Annotated in this window: 23 protein-coding genes; 14 read left to right on the top strand and 9 right to left on the bottom strand. The window is 60.2% G+C overall.

The features are described from left to right. From ribBA to BLU48_RS24885, 8 genes are all read left to right on the top strand, one after another. The gene (gene ribBA / locus BLU48_RS24920; RefSeq protein WP_046069739.1) at window positions 1–1,092 is read left to right on the top strand and encodes a bifunctional 3,4-dihydroxy-2-butanone-4-phosphate synthase/GTP cyclohydrolase II; all 1,092 of its coding nucleotides are present in this window, start codon (window positions 1–3) and stop codon (window positions 1,090–1,092) included. A gap of 88 nt (window positions 1,093–1,180) precedes the next feature. Further along, the gene (gene ribH / locus BLU48_RS24915; protein ID WP_003194576.1) at window positions 1,181–1,657 is read left to right on the top strand and encodes a 6,7-dimethyl-8-ribityllumazine synthase; all 477 of its coding nucleotides are present in this window, start codon (window positions 1,181–1,183) and stop codon (window positions 1,655–1,657) included. After that, entirely contained in the window at window positions 1,654–2,154 is a 501-nt protein-coding gene (nusB, locus tag BLU48_RS24910; protein WP_046069738.1) for a transcription antitermination factor NusB, read from the top strand. The genes ribH and nusB overlap by 4 nt, the downstream gene beginning before the upstream one ends. A 19-nt stretch (window positions 2,155–2,173) precedes the next feature. Continuing rightward, the gene (gene thiL / locus BLU48_RS24905; protein WP_057025374.1) at window positions 2,174–3,139 is read left to right on the top strand and encodes a thiamine-phosphate kinase; all 966 of its coding nucleotides are present in this window, start codon (window positions 2,174–2,176) and stop codon (window positions 3,137–3,139) included. Between the two features lie 50 nt (window positions 3,140–3,189). After that, window positions 3,190–3,915 carry a substrate-binding periplasmic protein gene (locus BLU48_RS24900; protein WP_057025375.1) on the top strand — a complete coding sequence of 242 codons (726 nt, stop codon included), beginning with the start codon at window positions 3,190–3,192 and terminating at the stop codon, window positions 3,913–3,915. A gap of 230 nt (window positions 3,916–4,145) precedes the next feature. Beyond that, the gene (gene ribA / locus BLU48_RS24895; protein WP_057025376.1) at window positions 4,146–4,763 is read left to right on the top strand and encodes a GTP cyclohydrolase II; all 618 of its coding nucleotides are present in this window, start codon (window positions 4,146–4,148) and stop codon (window positions 4,761–4,763) included. Then, on the top strand, window positions 4,760–5,179 hold the full coding sequence (locus tag BLU48_RS24890; protein ID WP_043051120.1) for a nuclear FMR1 interacting 1 family protein: 420 nt from the start codon (window positions 4,760–4,762) through the stop codon (window positions 5,177–5,179). Before ribA ends, BLU48_RS24890 begins: the two co-directional genes overlap by 4 nt. Next, window positions 5,176–5,961, top strand: a complete 786-nt coding sequence (locus BLU48_RS24885; RefSeq protein ID WP_057025377.1) for a cobalamin-binding protein — start codon at window positions 5,176–5,178, stop codon at window positions 5,959–5,961. The genes BLU48_RS24890 and BLU48_RS24885 overlap by 4 nt, the downstream gene beginning before the upstream one ends. A gap of 90 nt (window positions 5,962–6,051) precedes the next feature. Here BLU48_RS24885 and BLU48_RS24880 read toward each other — a convergent pair whose 3' ends face one another. The 8 genes from BLU48_RS24880 to BLU48_RS24850 form a co-directional block, all read right to left on the bottom strand. Next, window positions 6,052–7,929, bottom strand: coding sequence for a TonB-dependent receptor domain-containing protein (locus BLU48_RS24880; protein WP_057025378.1), 1,878 nt, complete (start codon window positions 7,927–7,929; stop codon window positions 6,052–6,054). Between the two features lie 140 nt (window positions 7,930–8,069). Next, window positions 8,070–9,968 (bottom strand): 1-deoxy-D-xylulose-5-phosphate synthase, encoded by a 1,899-nt coding sequence (gene dxs, locus BLU48_RS24875; protein ID WP_057025379.1) that lies wholly within the window; start codon window positions 9,966–9,968, stop codon window positions 8,070–8,072. Between the two features lie 110 nt (window positions 9,969–10,078). Continuing rightward, window positions 10,079–10,966 carry a (2E,6E)-farnesyl diphosphate synthase gene (ispA, locus tag BLU48_RS24870; RefSeq protein ID WP_057025380.1) on the bottom strand — a complete coding sequence of 296 codons (888 nt, stop codon included), beginning with the start codon at window positions 10,964–10,966 and terminating at the stop codon, window positions 10,079–10,081. Next, a complete protein-coding gene (locus BLU48_RS24865) occupies window positions 10,963–11,205 on the bottom strand; it encodes an exodeoxyribonuclease VII small subunit (RefSeq protein WP_003176346.1) in 243 nt (80 codons plus the stop codon). The genes ispA and BLU48_RS24865 overlap by 4 nt, the downstream gene beginning before the upstream one ends. Before the next feature lie 281 nt (window positions 11,206–11,486). After that, entirely contained in the window at window positions 11,487–11,900 is a 414-nt protein-coding gene (locus tag BLU48_RS31885; RefSeq protein WP_124356334.1) for a hypothetical protein, read from the bottom strand. Further along, window positions 11,857–16,491, bottom strand: coding sequence for an RHS repeat-associated core domain-containing protein (locus BLU48_RS24860; RefSeq protein WP_083348206.1), 4,635 nt, complete (start codon window positions 16,489–16,491; stop codon window positions 11,857–11,859). Before BLU48_RS24860 ends, BLU48_RS31885 begins: the two co-directional genes overlap by 44 nt. A 135-nt stretch (window positions 16,492–16,626) precedes the next feature. Next, the gene (locus BLU48_RS24855; protein WP_082636703.1) at window positions 16,627–17,007 is read right to left on the bottom strand and encodes a MerR family transcriptional regulator; all 381 of its coding nucleotides are present in this window, start codon (window positions 17,005–17,007) and stop codon (window positions 16,627–16,629) included. Beyond that, window positions 16,946–17,590 (bottom strand): NAD(P)H-dependent oxidoreductase, encoded by a 645-nt coding sequence (locus tag BLU48_RS24850; protein ID WP_057024428.1) that lies wholly within the window; start codon window positions 17,588–17,590, stop codon window positions 16,946–16,948. The genes BLU48_RS24855 and BLU48_RS24850 overlap by 62 nt, the downstream gene beginning before the upstream one ends. 183 nt (window positions 17,591–17,773) lie before the next feature. On the opposite strand from BLU48_RS24850, the gene BLU48_RS24845 reads away from it, so the two are divergent. Continuing rightward, complete coding sequence (locus tag BLU48_RS24845; protein WP_057024429.1) at window positions 17,774–18,805, top strand: PDDEXK nuclease domain-containing protein; 1,032 nt, start codon at window positions 17,774–17,776, stop codon at window positions 18,803–18,805. Window positions 18,806–18,866: 61 nt separating this feature from the next. Here the strand turns inward: BLU48_RS24845 and ycaC are convergent, their stop codons facing one another. Beyond that, on the bottom strand, window positions 18,867–19,499 hold the full coding sequence (gene ycaC, locus BLU48_RS24840; protein ID WP_057024430.1) for an isochorismate family cysteine hydrolase YcaC: 633 nt from the start codon (window positions 19,497–19,499) through the stop codon (window positions 18,867–18,869). Window positions 19,500–19,868: 369 nt separating this feature from the next. Here ycaC and BLU48_RS24835 point away from each other — a divergent pair, with 369 nt between their 5' ends. The 5 genes from BLU48_RS24835 (at window position 19,869) to BLU48_RS24815 (ending at window position 23,553) form a co-directional block, all read left to right on the top strand. Next, the gene (locus tag BLU48_RS24835) at window positions 19,869–20,450 is read left to right on the top strand and encodes a YjfI family protein (RefSeq protein WP_043048040.1); all 582 of its coding nucleotides are present in this window, start codon (window positions 19,869–19,871) and stop codon (window positions 20,448–20,450) included. Between the two features lie 17 nt (window positions 20,451–20,467). After that, the gene (locus tag BLU48_RS24830; protein ID WP_043048039.1) at window positions 20,468–21,166 is read left to right on the top strand and encodes a PspA/IM30 family protein; all 699 of its coding nucleotides are present in this window, start codon (window positions 20,468–20,470) and stop codon (window positions 21,164–21,166) included. A gap of 58 nt (window positions 21,167–21,224) precedes the next feature. Continuing rightward, window positions 21,225–21,785, top strand: a complete 561-nt coding sequence (locus BLU48_RS24825; protein WP_057024431.1) for a rhomboid family intramembrane serine protease — start codon at window positions 21,225–21,227, stop codon at window positions 21,783–21,785. Between the two features lie 72 nt (window positions 21,786–21,857). Continuing rightward, window positions 21,858–22,892 (top strand): ion channel, encoded by a 1,035-nt coding sequence (locus tag BLU48_RS24820; protein WP_057024432.1) that lies wholly within the window; start codon window positions 21,858–21,860, stop codon window positions 22,890–22,892. Beyond that, a complete protein-coding gene (locus BLU48_RS24815; RefSeq protein ID WP_057024433.1) occupies window positions 22,879–23,553 on the top strand; it encodes a DUF2491 family protein in 675 nt (224 codons plus the stop codon). The genes BLU48_RS24820 and BLU48_RS24815 overlap by 14 nt, the downstream gene beginning before the upstream one ends. The last annotated feature ends 7 nt before the right edge of the window (window positions 23,554–23,560 follow it).

Here is a 23,560-nt window from a genome sequence, read left to right as displayed (position 1 = left end):
GTGGCGCTCAATAGCATCGAAGAACTGGTTGAAGACATCCGCCAAGGCAAGATGGTCATCCTTATGGATGACGAAGACCGCGAGAACGAAGGCGATATCATCATGGCCGCCGAGGCGTGCCTGCCTGAGCACATCAACTTCATGGCCAAGCACGCCCGCGGGCTGATCTGCATGCCCATGAGCCGCGAACGCTGCGAATTGCTCAAGCTGCCACTGATGGCGCCGCGCAATGGCTCGGGTTTCGGCACCAAGTTCACCGTATCGATTGAAGCCACCACGGGTGTCACCACCGGTATTTCCGCCGCTGACCGTGCCCGCACCGTGCAAGCCGCTGCCGCGAAAGACGCCAAGGCCGAAGACATCGTCAGCCCGGGCCATATCTTCCCGCTGATGGCCCAGCCCGGTGGCACACTGGCACGCGCCGGCCACACCGAAGCCGCCTGCGACCTGGCGCGCATGGCCGGTTTCGAGCCGAGCGGGGTGATCTGCGAAGTGATGAACGACGACGGCACCATGGCCCGTCGTACTGAGCTTGAAGCCTTTGCCGCCGAACACAACCTCAAGATCGGCACCATCGCCGACCTGATTCACTACCGCATGATCCACGAACGTACCGTTCAGCGGATTGCCGAGCAGCCGCTGGACAGCGAACTGGGCCAATTCAATTTGGTGACCTACCGTGATTCAGTGGAAGGCGACGTACACATGGCCCTGACCCTGGGCAATATTTGCGCCGAAGAACCGACCCTGGTGCGGGTGCACAATATGGACCCCCTGCGCGACCTGCTGATGGTCAAGCAACCGGGTCGTTGGAGCCTGCGCGCCGCCATGGCTGCGGTCTCCGAGGCGGGCAGCGGTGTGGTGTTGTTGCTCGGTCACCCATTGGACGGCGATGTCTTGCTGGCGCATATCCGCGAAACCGCTGACGCCGTGCCGGTGAAAAAACCGACCACCTACAGCATCGTCGGTGCCGGTTCGCAGATCCTGCGCGACCTCGGTGTACGCAAAATGCGCCTGATGAGCGCACCGATGAAATTTAATGCGATATCCGGATTCGACCTGGAAGTTGTAGAATACGTGCCCTCCGAATAAAGGCTGGCGATTTCTGCCCCTTGTTCGCGGTTAAATCATCACTGAGGGACGCACTTTTCGCGTCCCGGCTCTTTAAGAGATTTGTCGAATGACCCTGAAGACCATCGAAGGTACCTTCATCGCCCCCAAAGGCCGCTATGCCCTGGTGGTTGGCCGCTTCAACAGCTTCGTGGTTGAAAGCCTGGTAAGCGGTGCCGTTGACGCCCTGGTTCGCCACGGTGTGAGCGAGAGCGACATCACCCTTATCCGTGCCCCTGGCGCCTTCGAAATTCCACTGGTTGCGCAAAAAGTTGCTCAACAGGGCGAGTACGCGGCGATCATCGCCCTGGGCGCGGTCATTCGTGGCGGTACCCCGCATTTCGAATACGTGGCTGGCGAATGCACCAAGGGCCTGGCCCAGGTGTCCATGGAGTTCGGCGTGCCGGTTGCCTTTGGCGTGCTGACCGTTGACTCCATCGAACAAGCCATCGAGCGCTCCGGCACCAAGGCCGGCAACAAAGGCGCTGAAGCTGCCTTGTCCGCGCTGGAAATGGTCAGCCTGCTGTCGCAGTTGGAGGCCAAGTGATTTCCGACGAGAGCGATCGTTTCAACCCGCGCGACGAGCGTCCGGCCGATGCCGGCAAGCCCTCGAAAAGTGAAAAGCGCCGTGCGGCCCGTCAGCTCGCCACCCAGGCGCTGTACCAGCGTCACATGGCCGGCACTTCGCTGAACGAGATCGAAGCGCAATTTCGCGTCGATAACGACTTCACCTTTGCTGACCAGAGCTACTTCCACGATATCCTGCACGGTGTTCCGGCCAACCAGGCCGAGATCGATGCTGCGCTGTCGCCATGCCTGGACCTGACCCTCGAAGAGCTGGACCCGGTTGAGCTGGCGGTACTGCGCCTGTCTACCTGGGAGCTGCTCAAGCGCGTTGACGTACCGTACCGCGTGGTAATCAACGAAGGCATCGAACTGGCGAAAGTCTACGGTTCGACCGACGGCCACAAGTTCGTCAATGGCGTGCTCGACAAACTGGCCCCGCGCTTGCGCGAAGCCGAAGTGAAGGAGCACAAGCGCTAACCTGCGCTTGAGTTCCCGAATGGGCGAGTTCGAGCTGATCAGCAGGTTCTTCGCCGCTGCGCCCTGTGCGCAAGGCGGCGAAGGCATTGCCTTGGGGATCGGCGACGACTGCGCCTTGCTGGCGCTCCCCGCCGGGGAGCAGTTGGCTGTCTCTACCGATACGCTGGTGGCCGGTGTGCATTTTGCCGACCCGTGTGATCCCTTCCTGCTCGGCCAGCGCTCGCTGGCCGTGGCAGTGAGCGACCTGGCTGCCATGGGCGCCAACCCCCTCGCATTCACCCTTGCCCTGACCACACCGAGCGTCGATATCGACTGGCTGCAACGCTATGCCCAAGGCTTGAACGCCATGGCGCAAAGCTGCGGCGTGGGCTTGGTGGGCGGCGATACCACCCGCGGGCCGTTGAGCCTGACCCTGACCGTGTTTGGCAGTGTGCCGGCCGGGCAGGCGTTGACGCGCAGCGGTGCACGGCCGGGTGACCTGCTATGTGTCGGCGGTGAGCTTGGCAATGCCGCCGGCGCTTTGCCGCTGGTATTGGGCCAGCGCACGGCGGATGCGGCAATCACCGAGCCGCTGCTGGCCCATTACTGGTCGCCGCAACCGCAGTTGGCCCTGGGGCTGGCGCTGCGGGGCAAGGCGACTGCGGCGATGGACATCTCCGACGGGCTTCTGGCCGATTGTGGGCATATCGCCAAGGCCTCGGCGGTCCGCCTGGTGGTCGAACGTCACAGGTTGCCGTTGTCCACGGCCTTGCTGGCATTTGTCGGCGAAGACCAGGCCCGTGTGGCGGCATTGAGCGGCGGCGATGACTACGTGCTGGCGTTCACTTTGCCAGCGTCTCAGTTGTTGCCGTTGCAGGCGGACAACTGGCCAGTGCATGTGATCGGTCGGGTCGAAGCCGGGCAGGGCGTGACGCTGCTCGATGCCAACGGCCAGGACGTCACCCCGGCGGTGCGCGGCTACCAGCATTTTCGCCGGGCGCCCTAAGCTGGCGTCCTGCTACCCTTAATAGGTTTACTCCAGGAGAGGCCGTCACTATGGCTGTGCGCCGCTGGCTGCTGACCGTGCTGTGTGCCTTTGCCTTCATGGCCCAGGCGGAACAGATGCCTGTGCCTGGCAGGATCGTGCTGGCCAGTGAGCAGTGGAACGACTACACCAACCAAGATGGCAGCGGCCTGGCCTGGGACCTGTTGCGTCAGATTTTCGAGCCCGCTGGTATCACCTTGCAAACCCGCAGCGTGCCCTATACCCGCTCGGTCGGCCTGACGCAGCGCGGCGAGGTGGATGGTTATGTCGGCAGCTATCGCAATGAGGCCAGCGCAGTGTTGTATCCCCGATGGAACTTCGACGCCGACCACATTTACGCCCTCGGGCTGGCAACAGCGCCAACGCCGACGTTGGCGACGCTGGGCGACTACCGCCTCGCCTGGGTGCGGGGCTACAAGTACGAGCAATACCTGCCCTGCGTGCGTCGCTTCAACCAGATCGAGCGGCGCAGCGGTATCCTGCCGATGCTGCAACACGGCCGCGCCGATTTTTATATCGACGCCCTCACTGAAGCCAAGTACGTGCTCAGCCAATCCCAGGACCCGGCGCTGTTCAAACTCACGCATATCGCCGAGTTGCCGCTTTACATTGGCTTCGCCGATTCCGAGCGCGGGCGGGCGTTGATGGCGGTGTATGACCAGCGCCTGACCAGTCTGGTCAAGACGGGCGAGTTGAAAGGGATTTTCGCACGCTGGAACCAGCCCTATCCGTTCTAGTTCACTGTAGGAGCGAGCTTGCTCGCGAAAAAACCCCATAGGCGCCGCGTTGCTTCAGAATGCCTGCGTTAACGTCGACGACTTTCGCGAGCAAGCTCGCGCCTACATAGAATCAATCCGAAGGCCAATCGAACCTATTGATCTTTATCAGCGATAATTCAGCTTAAGCGTCTGTAGGAACGTACTGTTACAATGGCCGTCTCTGTGAAATCTGAAATCAGGAGCACACGGTGCCCGTCGTTTTCGTCGCTGCTTCCAAGCTGCCTACCCCCTTTGCCACGTTCACCATGCACGGCTTCCTCGAAGAAGCCACCGGGCGCGAGCACGTTGTGCTCAGCCTCGGCGACATCACCGATGGCGCGCCGGTGCTGGGGCGTGTGCATTCCGAGTGCCTGACCGGCGATGCGCTGTTCAGCCAGCGCTGTGACTGCGGCTCGCAACTGGAAGCGGCAATGCAAGCCATCGCCCGTGAAGGCCGTGGTGTGCTGCTGTACCTGCGTCAGGAGGGCCGCGGCATTGGCCTGCTGAACAAGATCCGTGCCTACGAACTGCAAGATGGCGGCGCCGACACCGTGGAAGCCAACGAACGCCTGGGCTTCGCCGCTGACCAGCGTGACTACGCGATCTGCCTGCCGATGCTCGAGCACCTGGGTGTCAAATCCCTGCGCTTGATGACCAACAACCCGCGCAAGGTCAAGGCCTTGACCGAGATGGGCATCACCGTGGCCGAGCGCGTGCCGCTGCATACCGGGCACAACCCGCACAACAAGCTCTACCTGGCCACCAAGGCCAGCAAGCTCGACCACATGATGGGCAACGAGCACCAGGGCGAGGTCGACCGCGCGTGACCCGAGGCCAGGTAAAGCGGCGACTGTCTTTCAACTGGTGGCAGTACCTGGCCCTGGCGTTGCTCCCATTGTTTGTGATCAACCTGGTATTTGGCCGCGCCGAATCCCTGCTTCCCGTGCTGGCCATGCCGTTTTTCATTGCTGGCGTGGGCTCGATGTTTCTCAGCCTGCGTTATTTCCATGGTTATAAACATGCGCTGATCGCTACCTCCAAAGCCCTCGATACCCCTGAGGAACCCGCTGCCTGGATCACCCTGGCGGCGCGTCGGCGCACGGCCTTGCTGGTGGCCGCGCTGCCGGCCTGGATCGGTGCGCTGGCGGTGTTTGTCGGGCTGGAAGCGGTGCCGCTGTTTCTGCTGGCAATGTCGACCATGGTGCTGTTTTACCTCTACCGCATTCCGCGTCAACTGGGATGAGCCGTTACTGGCTGGCACTGCTGCTGGTATTCAGTGTTCAGGCGGTGGCGACCGAGCGAGTGGTCAGCCTGGCGCCGTCACTGTCTGAAATCGTGGTTGAACTGGGCGCTGCCGACCTGCTGGTGGGCGTACTCGATGGCGGCGAACGGCCGGCAGCGTTGGCGAAAGTGCCGTCGGTCGGGCATTACGGCCAGTTGGACATGGAGCGCCTGCTCAGCCTCAAGCCTGACTTGATCCTGCTGTGGCCTGGCAGTGTTGGCCCGGCCCAGCGCGAGCAATTGCAGCGCCTGAATATCCCGGTGTACGTCGCCGAACCCCATAACCTTGAACAGCTGACCACCCAGGTCCAGGCCATTGCCGAGCAATTGGGCCGCGCGCAGGCTGGTCGAGTGTTGGCCGATAAGCTGAGTAAACGCCTCGCCGAACTGCGACAGCGCTATCGGCGCACCGAACCTTTGCAAGTGTTTTATCAAGTGTGGAACCAGCCGCTGTATACCGTGGGCGGTGGGCAGATCATCAGCGATGCGCTGGGGGTATGCGGGGCGCGCAATGTGTTTGATGATCTTAAGCTGCCGGCCCCGCAGGTCAGTGTGGAGTCGGTGTTGCAGCGTAATCCCGAGGTGATACTGGTGGGTGACCAGGCGCAGATGGATGCGTGGAAAGCATGGCCGACGATGGCGGCACGCCTCTTGTTAGTGCCGGACAAGGGATTGGAACGGCCCAGTGGGCAGATGTTGGAGGCGGTGGCGCGGTTGTGTCAGGTGTTATCACCTGACCTGTGACACCGCTATCACAGGCAAGCCAGCTCCCACAGGGGAATGCATTTCAAATGTGGGAGCGGGCTTGCTCGCGAAGAGGCCGGCTCAGACAATTCAGATCTCAGGTGTCCAAGTAACCCCAAACATCCACACCCGGCCTTCTTCGCGATAATTCTGACTTTCCTCGAGGTAGCTGTACTTCGCCCGCGAATAGGACTTGTCCAGCACGTTATCGACCTTCAATGACAATGATACTTCCCGGTTTAATGCCCAACTGCTGCGCAGCCCCAGCAAGGCGTAGCCGCCCATACGATCGCGGTTGGCTTCGTCGTCGTAGCTGCTGCTGATCGCCTGCCAGCTCGCGCCGATGCCCACCTCGTCGAACTGCCGATCCAGGTCCAGGTTCAATGTACGCCGTGCGCGACGCGCCAGGGTATGCCCGCTTTCACGGTCACGCGGGTCGATGATCGAGAGGCCCAGGTTGCCCTGCCAGCCAAACAGCTCCTGCTTGAGCGCTGCTTCAAGGCCGTTGATGCGCGCTGACGCCACGTTTTGCGGCTTGCCGGCGTCGAGGATGATCGCGTCGCTCAGGTCGGTGCGGTACAGCGAGGCTTCGAGGCGCGTGCTGTCTGTCAGTTGGCTGCGCCATTGCAGCTCATAGCTCTTCGATGTCTCGGGCTGCAGGTTAGGGTTGCTGTATTGCGTGAGGGGGTAATAGAGATCGTTGAAAGTCGGTGCACGGAAGCCTTCGCTGTAGCTCAAGAGCAGGTCATTGTCAGAGTTGACCGGCACGGTGAGCGTGCCGCTCCAGCTATTCTGACCGCCGAACTGCTGGTTCTGGTCGCGACGCAGCCCAAGCTCGGTGGAAAACCACTCGCTGTGGAAGCGGTGCTGCACAAAGGCGGCGCGGTTCCAGCGGCTGTTTTCGGTAAAGGTGGTGGAGCCGTGTAAGCGGTCTTCATACCAGTCGCCACCGACGATCAGGTTGTTCTGCTCATTCAGGGTCAGGTCGTTCTGCCAGTTGACCGAATCGCGATAGGTATTGAACACGCTGAAATCATCACTGAGCGTATCGCGCTTGGTGTCACGGTTTTCGCTGTGGCCCAATTCCAGGCGCGACTGCCAGGTCTCATTGAGCTTGGCATCGACATAACCGCTGGCGCTGCTCACCGTGTAGTCAGTGTAGGGTTTCTGACCAACGCTTTGCTCGGTGACGCTGTCGTAGCGGCCAAAGCTATTGTCATATTCCGACTTGCCGCGGTTATCCAGTAGATTGAAACCTACCTCCAGCTCATCGCTGAACGAATGGCTGAGATTCAGGCTGATGGACTGGTTGCGGTAGGCATCATGGTCGCCGTCGCTGGGGAACGACGCGTGGCTCGAGTTGATGCCAGCGGTTTCATCCAGGCTCGCCCCCAGATTGAAGCGCGTGTGTTCATCGCCACCCGATAGCCCCAGGCTGCGCTCCCATGTCTGGTTACTGCCAAATCCAAGCTTCATCCTTGGTTGCAGGCCTTGCTCGGCGTTGCGCCGGGTAAAAATCTGGATTACTCCGCCAATCGCGTCACTGCCGTAAATGACCGAACGTGAACCGCGCAGCACTTCTACGCGCTCAATCTGATCGACGTTCAGGTATTGCAGGCCACTGTCACCGGTGGTGGTGTTGGCAATGCGCTGGCCGTCCACCAGTACCAGGCTTTGTGCGGCCTTTGTGCCACGAATGAAGATCCCCGGCAAACTGCCACGCCCACCGGTCGGCGCAACCTGCACACCAGGCACGCGGCTGAGCAGGTCGGTGACGCTGGTGGGCTGCAGGCGGTCGATGTCGGCGCGGGTGAACACAGTGTTGGCAGCGCTGCTGTCGTTGCGCGCCTGCACCTGGCGGTTGGCGCTGATAACCACGTCGGAAAGCTTAAGCGCCTGGTCGCGGGTGTCGGCGAGCAGGTCGGCGCAAGGTAGAAGCAGTAGGGCAAGGCACAGGCGGCGGTTCATGGGCTGTCCATAGCGTTTGAAGGTGACACAAAATAAATGTGGGAGGGGGCTTGCCCCCGATAGCGGTGTGTCAGTCTCAGTATTTTTAACTGATCCACCACTATCGGGAGCAAGCCCCCTCCCACATTTAGTCCCGGTTTCTACAGGGCCAGCATTGCCATGCGCTCGCGAACCGAGGCTTCGATGCCGGCCTCATCCAGCCCGCACTCAGCCAGCATCTGCGCCGGCTTGGCGTGCTCGACGTACAGATCCGGCAGGCCCAGGTGCAGCACCGACTTGAGGATATTCTCCCGCGCCAGGAATTCGCTGACCGCCGCCCCTGCGCCGCCCATGATCGCGTTTTCTTCAACCGTCACCAGCAGCTCATGGTTAGCTGCGATCTCGCGCACCAGCGCTTCATCCAGCGGTTTGACGAAACGCATGTCGACCACAGTGGCGTCGATCTTCTCGGCGACTTTCAGCGCTTCGGCCAGTTGCACGCCAAATACCAAAAATGCGGTTTTGCTGCCTTGGCGGCGCACGATGCCTTTACCGATCTCAATCGGTTCCAGGTCTTTCTCGATCATCGCGTTCGGGCCATTGCCCCGCGGGTAACGTACGGCGGCCGGGCCGTTGTACAGGTGGCCGGTGCTGAGCATCTTGCGCAGTTCGTTCTCGTCGCTCGGCGTCATCACCAGCATGCCGGGGATGCAGCGCAGGTAGGACAGGTCGAAACTACCGGCATGGGTCGGGCCGTCTTCGCCCACCAGGCCGGCGCGGTCGATGGCGAACAGCACATCGAGGTTCTGCACCGCCACATCGTGAACAAGCTGGTCATAACCGCGCTGCAGGAAGGTGGAGTAGATCGCCACCACCGGCTTGGCGCCCTCGCAGGCCATGCCGGCGGCGAAGGTGACGGCGTGCTGCTCGGCAATCGCCACGTCGAAGTAACGCAGCGGGAAACGCTCGCTGAACGCCACCAGGTCGGAGCCTTCCTTCATCGCCGGGGTGATGCCCACCAGGCGCGGGTCGGCGGCGGCCATGTCGCACAGCCATTCGCCGAACACACCGGAATACTTCGGCCCGCTGGCTTTTTTAGGCGCAGCGGCGGGGGCGTCCAGGGGCTCAAGCTTGGTGATCGCGTGGTAGCCAATCGGGTCGACTTCCGCCGGGGCGAAGCCTTTGCCTTTTTTGGTGACGATATGCAGGAACTGCGGGCCCTTGAGGTCACGCATGTTACGCAAGGTGGCGATCAGGGTCGGCAGGTCGTGGCCGTCGATAGGGCCGATGTAGTTCCAGCCCAGCTCTTCGAACAGGGTGCCGGGCACCAGCATGCCCTTGGCGTATTCTTCGGTACGACGGGCAATTTCCCACGCGCCAGGCAGGCGCGAGAGCACTTTCTTGCTGCCTTCGCGCATGCTGGCGTAGGTGCGGCTGGAAAGGATCTTCGCCAGGTAATTGGACAGCCCCCCGACATTGCGCGAGATCGACATGTCGTTGTCGTTGAGGATCACCAACATGTTGGCGTCCACTTCCGGCGCGTGGTTGAGCGCTTCAAAGGCCATGCCGGCGGTCAGCGCACCATCGCCGATCACGGCAATGGCTTTGCGCTCGCTGCCTTGCAGGCGGGCGGCAATCGCCATGCCCAGCGCTGCACTGATGGAGGTGCTGGAGTGGCCAACGCCAAAGGTGTCGTACTCGCTCTCCGAACGTCGCGGGAAGGCGGCCAGGCCGTCCTTCTGGCGCAGGCTGGCCATGCGCTCGCGCCGGCCGGTGAGAATCTTGTGCGGATACGCCTGATGGCCCACGTCCCACACCAGCCGGTCATCCGGGGTGTCGAACACGTAATGCAGGGCGATGGTCAGCTCGATCACGCCCAGCCCGGCACCGAAATGCCCACCGGTCTGGCCGACCGTGTAGAGCAATTCCAGGCGCAACTCATCGGCCAGGGTTTCCAGCTCGGCTTCACCCAGTCGACGCAGGCCGTCCGGCGTGGCAGCGCGGTCGAGCAAGGGCGTGGACGGGCGTTTGCGGGGAATCTCTTGAAACGTCGTGGGCATCAGGCGAATCGTTATAGGTATAGAAGAGGCGGCAGTTTACCTCAAGCCGTGCAAACTGCCCACGCAGAGCGCCGAACTTGGCCGATATGCGGCGCAAATGGCCGGGGTTGTCAGTGGCGACGCTCGACGATATACCGCGCCAGGTCCCGCAGGGGCTCGGCCGCCGCGTCGAAAGGTCGCAGGGCATCCAGGGCCTGGTCACGCAGTTCAATGGCATATGCCTTGGCGGCTTCCAGCCCAAGCAACGCAGGGTATGTCGGCTTGTCCCGTGCAATATCGGCGCCTTGGCGCTTGCCCAGGGTCGCCGTGTCACTTTCTACGTCGAGAATGTCGTCCTGTACCTGGAACGCCAGGCCGATAGCCCGGGAATAGGTTTGCAGGGCCGCCAACTGCGCGGCTTGGGCACGGCCACTGGCCAAGGCGCCCAGGTGCACAGCGGCTTCAATCAGCGCGCCGGTCTTGTGGCGATGCATGTGTTCGAGGGCTTTTTGATCCAGCTTGAGGCTGACCGAACCCATATCGATGGCTTGCCCGCCGACCATGCCGGCTGGGCCTGCGGCCTGGGCCAAGGTGGTTACCATGCGCAGGCGGATCTCGGCGTTGACGCTGCTCAAGCGCGGGTCCAGCAATGCGCTGAACGCCAGGCTCTGCAAGCCGTCACCGGCCAGGATCGCATAGGCTTCATCAAAGGCTTTGTGGGTGGTGGGCTGGCCGCGACGCAGATCGTCGTCGTCCATTGCCGGTAAATCGTCATGTACCAGGGAGTAGGCGTGGATCAGCTCCACCGCGCACGCGGCACCATTGGCTTCTTCGGCAGGCGCACCCAGGGCTTCACAGGCCGCATAGGCCAGCAACGGGCGCACACGCTTGCCGCCATTCATCACGCTGTAGCGCATGGCTTCATAGAGGCGCGCCATTTCCGGGCTTGGCGCAACAAACAAGGGCTCCAGCGCGGCATTCACCCGGGCTTGGCTACTGGCCTGGTACGCGTCGATCATTCCGGCTGTTCCGCATCGAAAGGTTCTTCGGCCAACTCCCCATCGCGCTCCAGCAACACCTGGACCTTCTGCTCCGCCTGCGCCAACGCGCTCTGGCAGTCGCGGGTCAGGCCGATGCCCTGCTCAAACGCCGTCAACGAGTCCTCCAGCGACAACTCGCCGTTCTCCAGCCGCTCGACCAGGGTTTGCAGGTCGGCGAGGGATTGTTCGAAATCCAGTGCAACTTTTTTGCGGGCCATGGCGGCAATTCCGGTAGACGGTAAACCGGCGCGACACTAGCAGACATGGGGGATGGGGGCAAATGAGTAGGGGGCTACTCGTGGGTGGGATTGATCTGATAACGCGTGCTGCGGCCGCCTCCGGGGAGGCGTGTCAGGCAGTTTTTTTCCAGTAGGTCGGCAGTGGCGTGTTGCCAGGTTCAGCGTGGGTGATCCATGGAGGAATGCATGGGTGGGGCGAGCCGAATAGAGGGGGTTATTCGGCTCATTTGGTGAGCCGATTGTGCGAGCTATTTCGCATGTCAGTGAAAACAGGCGTCGATTCTTTCAACTTTTAGTTTGATAAAATGGTCGTTGCATTCGGGATGGTCGTAATGTACGCCCTCGACATTAAGAGATGTGAAAGACATTAAGATTTCATTGTGCAGGTCTCCGTACAGTACATATGAATAACCGCGATTTGTATGTTTTATCAGTGTGTTAGTTTCGCCAGTTCGTTCAATTTCGTAGTTTTCTGAAAGATTTAATGTGAGTTCCACGTCATACGTCTTACCCACTTCAAGCTCATAGGGGCAATAGCTGGCGAAGCAGTTTATAGTCGTCCCTTCGATGATCAAAGTTACGTCTTCTTCTATATGTTCGTTGAGCGCTACAACTTTTGCTTTTTTATAGTTATTGGTTGTAAGGTCTGATGGTTTTGTCAGTGGCGTCGCCATTTATCATCCTCCAGAAGTCTTTCCCACTTTTGGTATGTAAGGTGGTTATGTTGCCATCTGCATTCGTACCCGCGAATGCAAATTTCGCTTGGCCCGTTCTATTCGTTCCCATGAGTAAAACATATCCTGTTGTCGATTTGCTTTTGTAGAGGTAATTGACAGGAATGCCTTCGCTCACGACATGTCGTGCCGTGAGTAAATATTCATTGGGGGTCTCTACTCCGAATTCTGGCCCGTGCTTTTCGTAATGCTCGTTTAGTTTTTGCTTGCTGGCAAACTCCGTTGGACGGGTTGTTACGGTTGGCTGGTTTGGTTCGCCTGTATTTACCTTAGCTGTATCTGCCGGCTCTTCAACGTCTGCTTGCGATTTGCATCCGTCCTCCCCAAGACACTTACTCAAGCCTAGCGGATCCACCCACCCTGTCGGATTGGGCACGTACTGGTACCCATTGACCCCACCCGCCAACTTCACCGGGTCCGGCGTCAGGTAACGACCGATATCCGGATTGTAGTAGCGATGACGGTTGTAGTGCAGCCCGCTTTCCTGATCGAAGTACTGCCCCTGAAAACGCAGTGGATTGTCGATCTTGCCCACGTCGAGCCGGGCGATCTGGCCGTAGGCGCGGTAGTGGGCGGACCAGACGATTTCGCCTTCGGTGTCGGTTAGTTCCTGCGGTGTGCCGAGGTGGTCGAGTTGGTAGTGGTAGGGCGTTGTGGCTTTTGGGCCGAAGCCTTCCAGCAGTGCCAGTGGGCGGAAGCTGTCGGGCTCGTAGATGTAGCTGCGGTGGCGGTCCGCGTGATGCTCGGCAATCAGCTTGTCGCCTTGCCAGAAAAACTCGGTGGTCTTGCCATCTACGGTCTTGCTGATGCGCCGCCCAAAGGGGTCATAGCGGTAACTGGCGGTTTCGCCGTTGGGCTTCGTCACGCTGATCAGCCGATGCTGGCAGTCGTAGCGGTATTCAGTGACGAGTTGCTGGCCTTTGCCGCGCCGCTCGCGGATGAGGTTGCCGAAGGCGTCGTAGTCGTAGTGGCGGTCGCCCTGGATCACCAGGCGGTTCGCCGCGACGATGTCCGGCCCTGGGCGGTCTTGCATGAGCAGGTTGCCGGCCGGGTTGTGGGCGAAGCGTTCCTGGACGTCCTGCGAATGGTCGGCGCGGGTCAGGCGGGCGAGGGGGTCGTAGTGGTAGCGATGTTCGCCTTTGCGGGTGTCGAGCAGGCGGGTGAGGTTGCCGGATTTGTCGTAGTCGTATTGGCGCTGGTAAAGGTAGTTTTGTTGTTGGGTGATGGCGTGGGCGTGCAGACGATTCTGGTCGTCGTAGTGGTAGTGGCTGAGCAGTTGGCCTTGTTGGCGTTGGTGTTCACGCCCGGCGCGGAAGAGGTGTGAAGTGAGCACTTCGCCGTTGAGCTCGACGGTGGCGAGGTGACCGCCTTTGTCGTGGTTGAAGGTGAGGCGGTTATTGTCCGGCAGGCGCAGGTTTTGTAGCTGGCCGCAGGCGTCGTAGCCGTAGCGCAAGGTGCCCCAGCCTTGGTGCTCGGCGACGAGGCGGTTTTGCTGGTCGTATTCGTAGGCCAGGGCCCAGTGGCCGTCCTCGACGCTGAGGAGGTTGCCTTGGCGGTCGTAGGCATAATCGATCGCGCTGCCATCGGGCAGGTTTTTTCGGACAAGGCGCCCGGCGTGGTCGCGCTCGTAGCGGGTGATGAGCTGACTGTTGTCGTCGCCGTATTCGGTCTTTTCCTGCAGGTTGCCGTTGAGGTCGTAGGCATAGGCGGTGCGCTGGCCGTCGAAGCCGGTTTCCTGTTGGAGCAGGCCGTTGGGGTGATAGGTGAGCTGGTAGGTTTCGCCGACTTCGTTTTCGATCTCGGTGAGCAACAGCCGGGCGTTGTCGTAGCGGTAGTGGACCTGGGTGCCGTCGGCGTTGAGGCGGCGGCTGATCAGGTGCAGGCCGTCGGCGTATTCGTAGTGGGTGACGTGGCCGAGTTCATCGCGCTCGGCGATGATTTTGCCGTAGGGGTTGTAGCTGAATTCCCGAGTGGCGCCGCCTGGCAAGACGAGGCGAATCAAGCGCCCGACGCTGTCCCACTGATACTGGGTTAGCGCGCCATATTCATCCTCACACGCTACTTGCCGCCCTAGATCGTCATAGCGATAGCGCTTGATCCGGCCATTGGGCAATTGTTCCTCAAGCAACTGCCCACGCTCATTCCACACCAGCCGATGACAACTGTGATCGGGGTACCAAACTCCGGTTAACTGCCCGCGTTTGTTGTAGCTATAGTCCGTGACCTGCCCGTCAGGATCAGTTCTGCGCGTAACATCGCCCTGGCTATTACGCTCATATTTCCAGACCGCCTCGCCACGCCTGACAACCCGTACGAAACCATTGTCATGCTCGTAGGACGTCGGCTCGTCATCCCCCGGAAACAGCGCCACCAAGCGTCCGGCTTCGTCGTACTGATAGGCGGTCACCGCGCCCAGCGGGTCCTGCTCGACAGTTAGCCGGCCTTGGTCATCGTAGGATTTGAAGTGCTGGGCGCCGTCGGGATCGATGCGCTGTACCAACCGCGCCCGGTCGTCGTGGACATAAACTTCCTGGCTACCATCGGCGTTGTGCACGGTGACACGGCCGTCATCCCCCCAGGCATACCGCGTGTCCATCTGCGAAAAACTCGCCCAATGCCGGACACAGCGTGCCGCCTTGCCAGAGCCTTCCCACGCCCAGAAGAAACTCGCCCCACCGGCCAACTGCCGCTCGACAATGACGTGCTGATCGTCGTACCGATAACGCTCGCTTTCCCCTACGGCATTGGTCGCGCAAACCAGTCGTCCGTCTTCGTCATAGGCGTAGGAAACGACGTTCTGCTCGGTCTCCCAGACGTAGGGCCCACGGTCTTTGGCGCGATGAACCTGGTAGTCCACCGCGACGATGCGATCCAGCTCATAGCGCAGCAACAGTGAGCGACCAGCTCCGTTATCCAACCGCTCAATTCGCCCGGAATGATCACGGCAAATGCGCAGGCGGTTGTCATACGCATCACTGATCGAGACCAGCACACCATCACGAAAGTGATAAAACCGCGACGCCTGGGCCAGCACTAACTCATCAGGTGCCGAGCCCAGGTAGATCGCCGCTTCGGCCAGGCTGTTGGTGATCGCCGGTCGAGAATCTGTGGGCAACGGAAACTGCGTACGGCGATTCTCATGGTCGGTCCACACCACCGACTCGCCCGACACAACAAGCCTGTGCGCCAGCGCGTGACTCCAGCCAAACCCCAACCCACAATCCACTTCCACCGCACTGGTGCGATACAAGCGTGTCCACTCAAACGGCAAGATCCCGTCCAGCGCACCATCGGTGAGGGTCAGCAATTCCTCCCCGGTGACCATCGACACCGGGCAGCCATGAGTGACCGTCTTGTCCGCAGGCGCCGCCGCATCCCCCTTGGGATTCGACGCCACGACAGGCACATCATCCACACGCTCTTTCTGCTTCAGCACTGCGTTCTGCCGCGCCTTCCAGCGCATCTGCATCGTGCCTTGCTTCAGCCCGCCGACCACCCCGCGAACCGCCACCGCTTTGTAGCGGTCCACCGCCTGCATGAACTTCGTGAGAATCGCCAGCACGCCCTTCACAAAGCCCACTGCCGCCGCAAGAATCTGCTTGCCGTACTTGACCAGGCGCATGCTCAAATACGCCACGCCCGCCGCTGGCAACGCGATGGTCAACACTGCGCCGATCACCAGATCAATCAGCAGCGACACCATAAATCTGGCGGCTGCCTGCGCAACTTCACTGGGCGGTAACGCGTCCAGCCAGATCATGGCGGTGCGCAGTAACAGGTACAGCGCCGCTTCATCACTGGCCAGCAGCATCGCCTGCTCCATGACCCTGGGCGCATCGGTGGCGATCTGCGCCAACTTGGCCGCCTCGCTGCCCAGTTGCTCGACGTACTTCAACGGGTCTTCAAGCATCGCCTGCACCAGCTTGAGGCTGTCCCACACGTCATGGATCGCCGCCCAGCTGCCTGCCAGCACGCCGCTGCCAATCGCGCTGGCAGTAGAGCTTTCCCAGTGGGGTTTGAAGCTTTTCCACTGCGACCGAAGCCACTGTTCCAAGTCCGCCGTCAGCCCGGCATAGGAGGTAAACAAGGCGTCCACTTGCTGCGCTGAAACACCACCCTGAACCCGCACCTGATAGCGCCCGCCGGCGGCGCAGTAGTGCGAACCCTTGCCGTGCTTATCGAGCATCACCCGCGTGGAACTGCCGTCATCCAGGCCAATCACCTCAACCGGGATATCGCCAATCGGCACGTCATACGCTGATTCGAATTTGCTCTCGATCTTCAGCACGCCACCCACCGGGCAGCGGGCCACGGTAGAAAAATCCGCGTCGCTAAGGCTTACCGAACGCTGGGAATCCCCAACCCGCAACACCCGGTCCATGCCCAGCAACGACGGCATATCCGCTGCATGGCTGACCGAATTCAGCGCACGCGAATACCAGGCACCCATCTGCTGGCGGTACTCCACCAGGCTTTGATGGAAGCCATCCAGCTCGTGTTCGATAGCGGCGATGTGGGCAGCGTGGGTCATCCATGACGTCTCGACAGAAGGCAAGGCGTCGGAGTCTGCCGCAGCGAAAAGCGGCTGGATGAACGGTTTGGAAAATCAGATTGCCCTTACAAGGGGCCCGTAAAAGTCAGCGCCAACTCATGCGTAAAGGCTGCGTCAAATGGCGACGCTGCTGATTGACGAACAGTGCCCTTGTGCGTCTTTCAGTTGGGTTTCAAACTCAATCAAGCCCGCCTGCATCCGTTGCAACACGGCGATCTGCGCGGCCAGTGCGCGCTTTTTGTTGGCGATGGCTTGGTCCGCCCGGTCCCAGGGAAGGGCGTCACCGTCGTACCCCAGCAAAATCTCCTGCAACTCCTTGAGTTTGAACCCCAGCTGCTGGGCGCATTTGATAAAGGTCAATCGCTCCACGCTCTGCGCCGTATAAACGCGGTAGCCGCCCTGGCGTTGAGGCTCGGGCATCAATCCAATCGCCTCATAGTGACGAATCGCCTTGATGGTCGTGCCGGACAACTGCGCGGCTTTGCCGATGTACATGAAAATTCCCTTTCTCAAATAATGCGCCGGCCTGTTTCAGCCACTTGGCCCGCTGCGTCAGCGTAGCGCCCAGCACCGGCCCGAACAGCAGGGTCTTGCTCGGCGTGATGCCGCACAGCGCCAGCGTGGTGCGACGCATCTGGTGGATGGCCGGCATGCGGTAGACCCAGCGGTAATACCACGCCGGCGTGTCCAGGGTCACTAGCAAGTGCGCGGTTCGGCCCTTTAGCAGCTTGTCAGGGAATGCCTTGCCTGCGCGGTATTTGAAGGCGAAGCCGGGTAGGAAAACACGGTCGATGAAGCCTTTCATCAAGGCCGGGATACCACCCCACCAAACAGGGAAAACCCATGTGAGGTGCTCGGCCCAAAGGATGTCGGCTTGGGCGCTGAGCAGGTCGGGCTCCAGCGCTTGGACCTGGGTATAACCGTGGTGAAGGATGGGGTCGAACCTGAGGTCACCCAGACGTAGGACGCGTACGTCGTGACCCGCCGTTTTCGCGGCGTGGATATAGGTCTGCGCGAGGGCTGAACAAAAACTATCGGTGGACGGGTGGCCGAGAATGACCAGGATGCGCTGACTCATGCAGAAGGCTCCTGAAAGGGGCGTTCAGGGTAGGGTGTGCCGTATAGGGGAGAGTCAAGGGCCACAGCCAGTGCCAGCAGGACCGTTCCGTAAGGTGCGCAGGACCCTTCCTGGAGTATTCATGAACCCTTGTGACGGCACGATGGCCTGACTAGCCTGCTGAAAACACAAGAGTAAAAAGGCATGAGCGAAACCGCTATCGGGCTGTCCGCGCCTCCCGAGGGCTACAGCGATTGGCTGACAGACCTCAAGGGCCGTATCCATAACGCACAGCAGCGCGCGTCAATCGCGGTCAATCGTGAGCTGGTGCTGCTCTACTGGCAGATCGGCCGCGATATTCTGACCCGTCAAAACGATCAAGGCTGGGGGAGCAAAGTGATCGACCGCCTTGCGCAAGATCTGCGCGCGGCTTTTCCCGACATCAAGGGTTTTTCGCCGCGCAATCTCAAGTACATGCGCGCTTTTGCCGAGGCGTGGCCGGATGCGGAATTTGTGCAAGGGGTGCTTGCACAATTGCCTTGGTACCATCAGATCGCGCTATTGGACAAACTTCCCGGCCCCGAAACGCGTCGTTGGTACATCACCCAAACGATCAAACACAACTGGTCGCGCAGCACGCTGGTAATGCACATTGAAAACCGCCTGCTGGAGCGCAGTGGCAAAGCAGTCAGCAACTTCGAAAGCCACCTGCCCAAAGCTCAATCCGACCTGGCCCGCGAATCCCTCAAGGACCCTTACCGCTTTGACTTCCTCAGCCTGGGCCTGAATGCACAAGAGCGTGATATCGAAAACGCCTTGATCAAGCATGTCACTGACTTCTTATTGGAGTTGGGCGCAGGCTTTGCCTTCGTTGGCCGGCAAGTGCTGCTGAATGTGGGCGGTGATGAGTTCTTCGTTGACTTGTTGTTCTATCACCTGAAGCTGCGTTGCTACGTGGTGATCGAACTCAAGGCGGGCAAGTTCAAGCCCGAGCATCTGGGCAAGTTGAGCTTCTATCTCGCAGCTGTGGATGCCGAGCTGAAGCACCCACAGGATGGCCCGACCATCGGCCTGTTGTTGTGCAAGGGGAAAAATGAGGTGGTGGCTGAATATGCACTGCGCGATAACAACCGGCCTATCGGCGTGGCGGAATATCAATTGGTGGAGTCTTTGCCGGCAGAGCTGCAAGCCAGTTTGCCCAGCATTGAACAGATTGAGCGAGAGTTGGCGGGGTAGGACCGGCTCAAACACCGAAAGCCTGCTTCTCAGGGCAGGCTTATCGTCACACTCGGCTGGCTTACTTCTGCTGTGCAGTCAGCGCCGCATAGCCATTCATCAAATTGCGATAGTTAGGAATGCGCTGGGACAACAGATTCCCCAGGCCTTCAATGTCGTTGCGCCAGTCGCGGTGCAGCTCACAGGCCACCGAGAACCAGTTCATCAACTGCGCACCGGCCTGGGTCATCCGGCTCCACGCCGCCTGCTGCACCGTGGTATTGAAGGTGCCAGACGCATCCGTCACCACAAACACTTCAAAGCCTTCCGCCAGCGCCGACAAGGTCGGGAACGCCACGCACACATCCGTCACCACGCCGGCAATGATGATCTGCCTGCGCCCGGTAGCCTTGATAGCCTTGACGAAGTCTTCGTTGTCCCACGCGTTGATCTGGCCAGGACGGGCGATGTACGGCGCGTCCGGGAACATCTCCTTCAACTCCGGCACCAGCGGGCCATTCGGGCCTTGCTCGAAGCTGGTGGTGAGGATGGTCGGCAGGTTGAAGAACTTGGCCAGGTCCGCCAGGGCCAGCACGTTGTTCTTGAACTCGTTGGGGGAGAAGTCTTGCACGAGGGAGATCAGGCCGGTCTGGTGGTCGACCAGCAGTACGATGGCGTCGTCTTTGTTCAAGCGGTTGTAGGTTGCAGTGCTCATGGTTGAATCCTTTTTTGTTTAGGTTGGTTGGGCGTTGCGTTCAACATGGGCACAGATTAATGGGTGGGTAATGGGGGATAAATCGGCTGGAATAGGTAATACCGTCAACTCAGAAGAGACAATACCTGGTCACTCACAAGATATGGTCTTGCCCATGGGCGGAAACAGCTTCGGAAAAATCTCACGCGTGAGCTATTGAGTGCAACGAACATTGCCTGTAGATTTTCTCACGCGTGAGTTTTTCACAGCGAGGTCAGTACGATGAAAAGCAGCTCTCCATCGAGCCCTGCTGCAGGGCCCGATACCGATTCAGCCAGCCTTCAGGGAGAGCGCTTGAAACAGTCTGCGAAAAAGCCATCGAGCTTTTACATGAAGCAGATGCGCGCGGGCCTGGCGGCCGCCGGTTATGTGAAACACGAGGCTTGGGTGCTTCCCGAAAACCGAAGCTTGCTCAAGCAGATGGAGAAACAGCTTCGCCAACCGATTCTGGCTGGCTCATTCATGTCGGAGAATTTCATGAGCGCAGGTACCAACTGGAACATCGATCGCCTCTTCAGTGCGCTGCAGGCCCTGGATGAAGTGACGTCCAAAGACATTACGCTTTCCCTCGTCCAAGGCTCCGAGTCCAGCATCAAGCTGGAAATGAACGACTTCGGGGGCCTGCCGATTTACATCGCAGTGGTGGGCGAGCAGATCATCGTGGACACCGTGCTGGTCGACGTCGAGTCCATCAACGATGTCGCCAAGTTCAACGACGCGGTGCTGCGCAGCCGGGAGATGTTCCCGTTGTCTTCCATCGGCATCGAGTCCATGCCCAACGGGCAGGTGGTCTACAACATGTTCGGTGCGCTCAGCTCCGACTCCAGCCTGACCAACATCGTGACCGAGGTGAAAACCCTGGTCGACAACGTGCAGCGCGCCAGCGAAGCCTTCGAACGTTTCTTCAACTAATTATTCGGGAAAACCTAATGACTCAGTCCATCTGGAGCAAATTGTTCACCGCGCTGCGTGGCGGTGCCAATGAAGTCGGCGAATCGATCGTCGACCAACAGGCCCTGCGCATCCTTGACCAGGAAATCCGCGATGCTGACAGCGCCCTGGCCAATGCCAAGCGTGAGCTGGTCAGCATCATGGCCAAGCACAAACTGGCCGCTGATCGTGTCGGCGAGTACGACGCCAAGATCAAAGACCTGGAGACCAAGGCGATGGCCGCGATCCAGGCTAACCGTGAAGACCTGGCCCTGGAAGTCGCCGAAGCCATTTCGACCCTGACCAACGAGCGGGACGTCGAGCAAAAGCAGACCGCCGAGTTCGGTGGCTACGCCGAGAGCATGCGCAAGGACATCACCAAGGCCGAGAGCCGGATCAAAAGCCTGCGCCAGCAAGTGGACATGGCCAAGGCTCGCGACAGCGTGCAAAAGGCCCAGGTCAGCGCATCCATTGCCAGCGGCGGTGCCAACGGCAAGCTGGAAACCGCTGTCGGTACGCTGAATCGCTTACAGGCCAAGCAGCAGCAACGCGCCGCTGAATTGCAAGCCCAGGACGAACTGGCTGAGGCGTCGACGGGTACTGACCTGGAACGCAAACTGCGCGACGCTGGCATCACGCCGAACGAAGGCAGCGCCAATGCGATTCTTGAGCGTCTGAAGCAAAAGTCGGCCGAGTAAGCAACGTCGCCGAAGGGAGGAGGGCATTTCTGCCCTTCTTTTTTATGCCGAGGTGAGGATGGACGCCTTGAAGGGTTTCAAGACAATCGCAGGCCTGGCCCTCTTGATGGTCGCGCTGCAACTGCTCAATGTAGCGACCGGTTACAGCCTCATGGCCTTCGGCCTGGTCCCGAGAACGCTGCACGGCCTGTTCGGCATCCTCACCTCACCGTTTCTGCACGCGTCCTTTGCCCACCTGAGCGCAAACCTGATTGCCTTTCTGGTCCTGGGCACCCTGGTTATCCTCGACGGACTCCACCGCTTTATTGCCGTCAGCGCAATCGTGATTCTGCTGGGTGGCGCGTTGGTCTGGCTGTTCGGTTTTGCAGGCATTCACGTCGGCGCCAGCGGCTGGGTATTCGGGCTATGGGCTTACCTGCTGGCGCGCGCCTGGTTCCACAGAAGCTGGAGCAACCTGATAACCGCCGGTGTGGTGGCGGTACTGTATGGCGGCCTGATCCTTGGCTTCCTGCCCCGGCAGGGTGTTTCCTTCGAAGGTCACCTCTTCGGCGCGTTCGCCGGGTTTATTGCCGCCAAGGTACTTCTCTCTGCACCGCGCAGCAGGTTTAATGCCGGGTGAGCGCACTTAAGCATCCAAATGCCGAGGCGAGCGCCTCGTCAGGAACCCAGTACCCACGGAACCAGGGATGAAATGTCGATCTTTCTTTTATTGCGCCGGTACGCTTCGTCCCTCTTTCACCGCTTCGGCTGGGCAGGCCTGGTCGTTGCCTTGGGCGTACACCTGGGCGTGGCTTATCTGGGCCTGGTGTTCCTGGGCGAGCAACACCTCACCGCCCCCGCAACCTTTATTTACTTTTATCTGACCACCACACTGACCGTCGGCTATGGCGATCTCGCACCGCAGACCGCGGTGGGGCGGATATTCGTGGCAGCCTGGGTCATGCTCGGCGGCATTGCGCTGCTCACGGCCGCCATCGGCAAAACCACCAGCAGTGTCATCGATGCATGGAGAAAAGGCATGAAGGGCAAAGGCGATTTCACCGGCAAGGCCGGCCATACCGTGCTGATCGGCTGGGAGGGCGCATCCAGTGAGCGGGTCATCGAGTTGTTGCTGCAAGATGAAACCTCCAACGACAACCTGATCGTGATTTGCGACTGCACCCTCGAAGAAAACCCGATGCCGGGCAAAGCGGCGTTCATCCGCGGTGAGAGCCTGTCCTCCACCGCGTTGCTGCTGCGTGCCGGTGTTCCCGGTGCCGAACGTGTGCTGGTGCGAACCCCATCTGACGACCTGACCCTGGCTACGGTACTGGCGGTCAATCAATTAAGCCCCGTCGGGCATGTGGTCGCCCACTTCAACGAAAGTGAAATCGCCGCACTCGCCAGTTCCTACGCACCCCGCCTGGAATGCACCTCAAGCATGGCGATTGAAATGCTGGTGCGTGCCTCCCAGGACCCCGGTTCATCAGTGGTCATCAATGAACTGCTGTGCGTGGGGCAGGGTGCCACCCAATACCTGATGAAACTGCCCGAGGCCTTTGAGGCCACGTTTGGCGAGCTGTATACCCGACTGAAAGAACAGCACAACGCCACCCTTATCGGCTATCGCGCCAAAGATGCCCAGCAACCCGCGATCAACCCGCCGAGCGCCACCCGCGTCGAGGGCGGTGAACTCTTCTATATCGCCTCCACCCGGCTCAAGGAAATCTCCCATGGGATGGTTTAAACAACTGATGGGGCTCGAAGCTCCGAACGCCACTACTGACTCGAAAGCGCCGACCAGCCAGGCACTGCCGGTCACCGGGCCATTGGGCCTGGCACCGGGCAAAGGTCTGATGTTCGACACGAGCCTGAAACTGTTGCTCGATGAGAAAACCTCGGTGGTAATACCCGGTTCCCAGGAAATCTGGGCCAACGGCACCGTTGACCTCGGGCAGTCGACCTGGCTGTCGCGCTATTACATGAACGACGAAGACTATTGGCTGCAGGTGCACACCACGGGTGACATCGCCGGGCAGGTCGAGTCGGTGATCCTGTTCAACTACCTCAGTAACGTCACTGTCAGCAGTGAAGCGGAACTGCGCCGGCTGGCGGGCCCACAGAGCCTGATCGGGTTGCCGACCTACACCCACGACGGCGTCGAGTTCTTCCGTGAGTGGGGCAGCGAAGACGGCCAGACCGAATTGGTAGCAATGAGCGAACAAATCGTCAGCCCGGAGGCGGCCTACAGCATTGAGCACCGTTCGATGCTATATGCACGCGACACCGGCCTGACCGACCGCCGCGAGTTTTTGCTGTTTTCCGTCGAAGAAGACGCCGAAGGCACCATCAGCCTGAGCACGTCGCTGGGCATTTCGCTGTACACAACCGATCTGACTGCGCTCTAAAAAAGGA

The sequence above is a fragment of the Pseudomonas synxantha genome, from assembly GCF_900105675.1.
Taxonomy (GTDB): Bacteria; Pseudomonadota; Gammaproteobacteria; order Pseudomonadales; family Pseudomonadaceae; genus Aquipseudomonas; species Aquipseudomonas synxantha.
This window is presented reverse-complemented; position numbering and strand designations above follow the sequence as displayed.

Coding starts and splice junctions, on each gene's coding strand:
- BLU48_RS24885 (WP_057025377.1), top strand. CDS start 5,176: ATGAGCCGTTACTGGCTGGCACTGCTGCTGGTATTCAGTGTTCAGGCG.
- ribH (WP_003194576.1), top strand. CDS start 1,181: ATGACCCTGAAGACCATCGAAGGTACCTTCATCGCCCCCAAAGGCCGC.
- BLU48_RS24900 (WP_057025375.1), top strand. CDS start 3,190: ATGGCTGTGCGCCGCTGGCTGCTGACCGTGCTGTGTGCCTTTGCCTTC.
- dxs (WP_057025379.1), bottom strand. CDS start 9,968: ATGCCCACGACGTTTCAAGAGATTCCCCGCAAACGCCCGTCCACGCCC.
- ycaC (WP_057024430.1), bottom strand. CDS start 19,499: ATGAGCACTGCAACCTACAACCGCTTGAACAAAGACGACGCCATCGTA.
- BLU48_RS24865 (WP_003176346.1), bottom strand. CDS start 11,205: ATGGCCCGCAAAAAAGTTGCACTGGATTTCGAACAATCCCTCGCCGAC.
- thiL (WP_057025374.1), top strand. CDS start 2,174: ATGGGCGAGTTCGAGCTGATCAGCAGGTTCTTCGCCGCTGCGCCCTGT.
- BLU48_RS24825 (WP_057024431.1), top strand. CDS start 21,225: ATGGACGCCTTGAAGGGTTTCAAGACAATCGCAGGCCTGGCCCTCTTG.
- BLU48_RS24860 (WP_083348206.1), bottom strand. CDS start 16,491: ATGACCCACGCTGCCCACATCGCCGCTATCGAACACGAGCTGGATGGC.
- BLU48_RS24830 (WP_043048039.1), top strand. CDS start 20,468: ATGACTCAGTCCATCTGGAGCAAATTGTTCACCGCGCTGCGTGGCGGT.
- BLU48_RS24835 (WP_043048040.1), top strand. CDS start 19,869: ATGAAGCAGATGCGCGCGGGCCTGGCGGCCGCCGGTTATGTGAAACAC.
- BLU48_RS24845 (WP_057024429.1), top strand. CDS start 17,774: ATGAGCGAAACCGCTATCGGGCTGTCCGCGCCTCCCGAGGGCTACAGC.
- ispA (WP_057025380.1), bottom strand. CDS start 10,966: ATGATCGACGCGTACCAGGCCAGTAGCCAAGCCCGGGTGAATGCCGCG.
- BLU48_RS24815 (WP_057024433.1), top strand. CDS start 22,879: ATGGGATGGTTTAAACAACTGATGGGGCTCGAAGCTCCGAACGCCACT.
- BLU48_RS24820 (WP_057024432.1), top strand. CDS start 21,858: ATGTCGATCTTTCTTTTATTGCGCCGGTACGCTTCGTCCCTCTTTCAC.
- BLU48_RS24855 (WP_082636703.1), bottom strand. CDS start 17,007: ATGTACATCGGCAAAGCCGCGCAGTTGTCCGGCACGACCATCAAGGCG.
- BLU48_RS24850 (WP_057024428.1), bottom strand. CDS start 17,590: ATGAGTCAGCGCATCCTGGTCATTCTCGGCCACCCGTCCACCGATAGT.
- BLU48_RS24880 (WP_057025378.1), bottom strand. CDS start 7,929: ATGAACCGCCGCCTGTGCCTTGCCCTACTGCTTCTACCTTGCGCCGAC.
- BLU48_RS31885 (WP_124356334.1), bottom strand. CDS start 11,900: ATGGCGACGCCACTGACAAAACCATCAGACCTTACAACCAATAACTAT.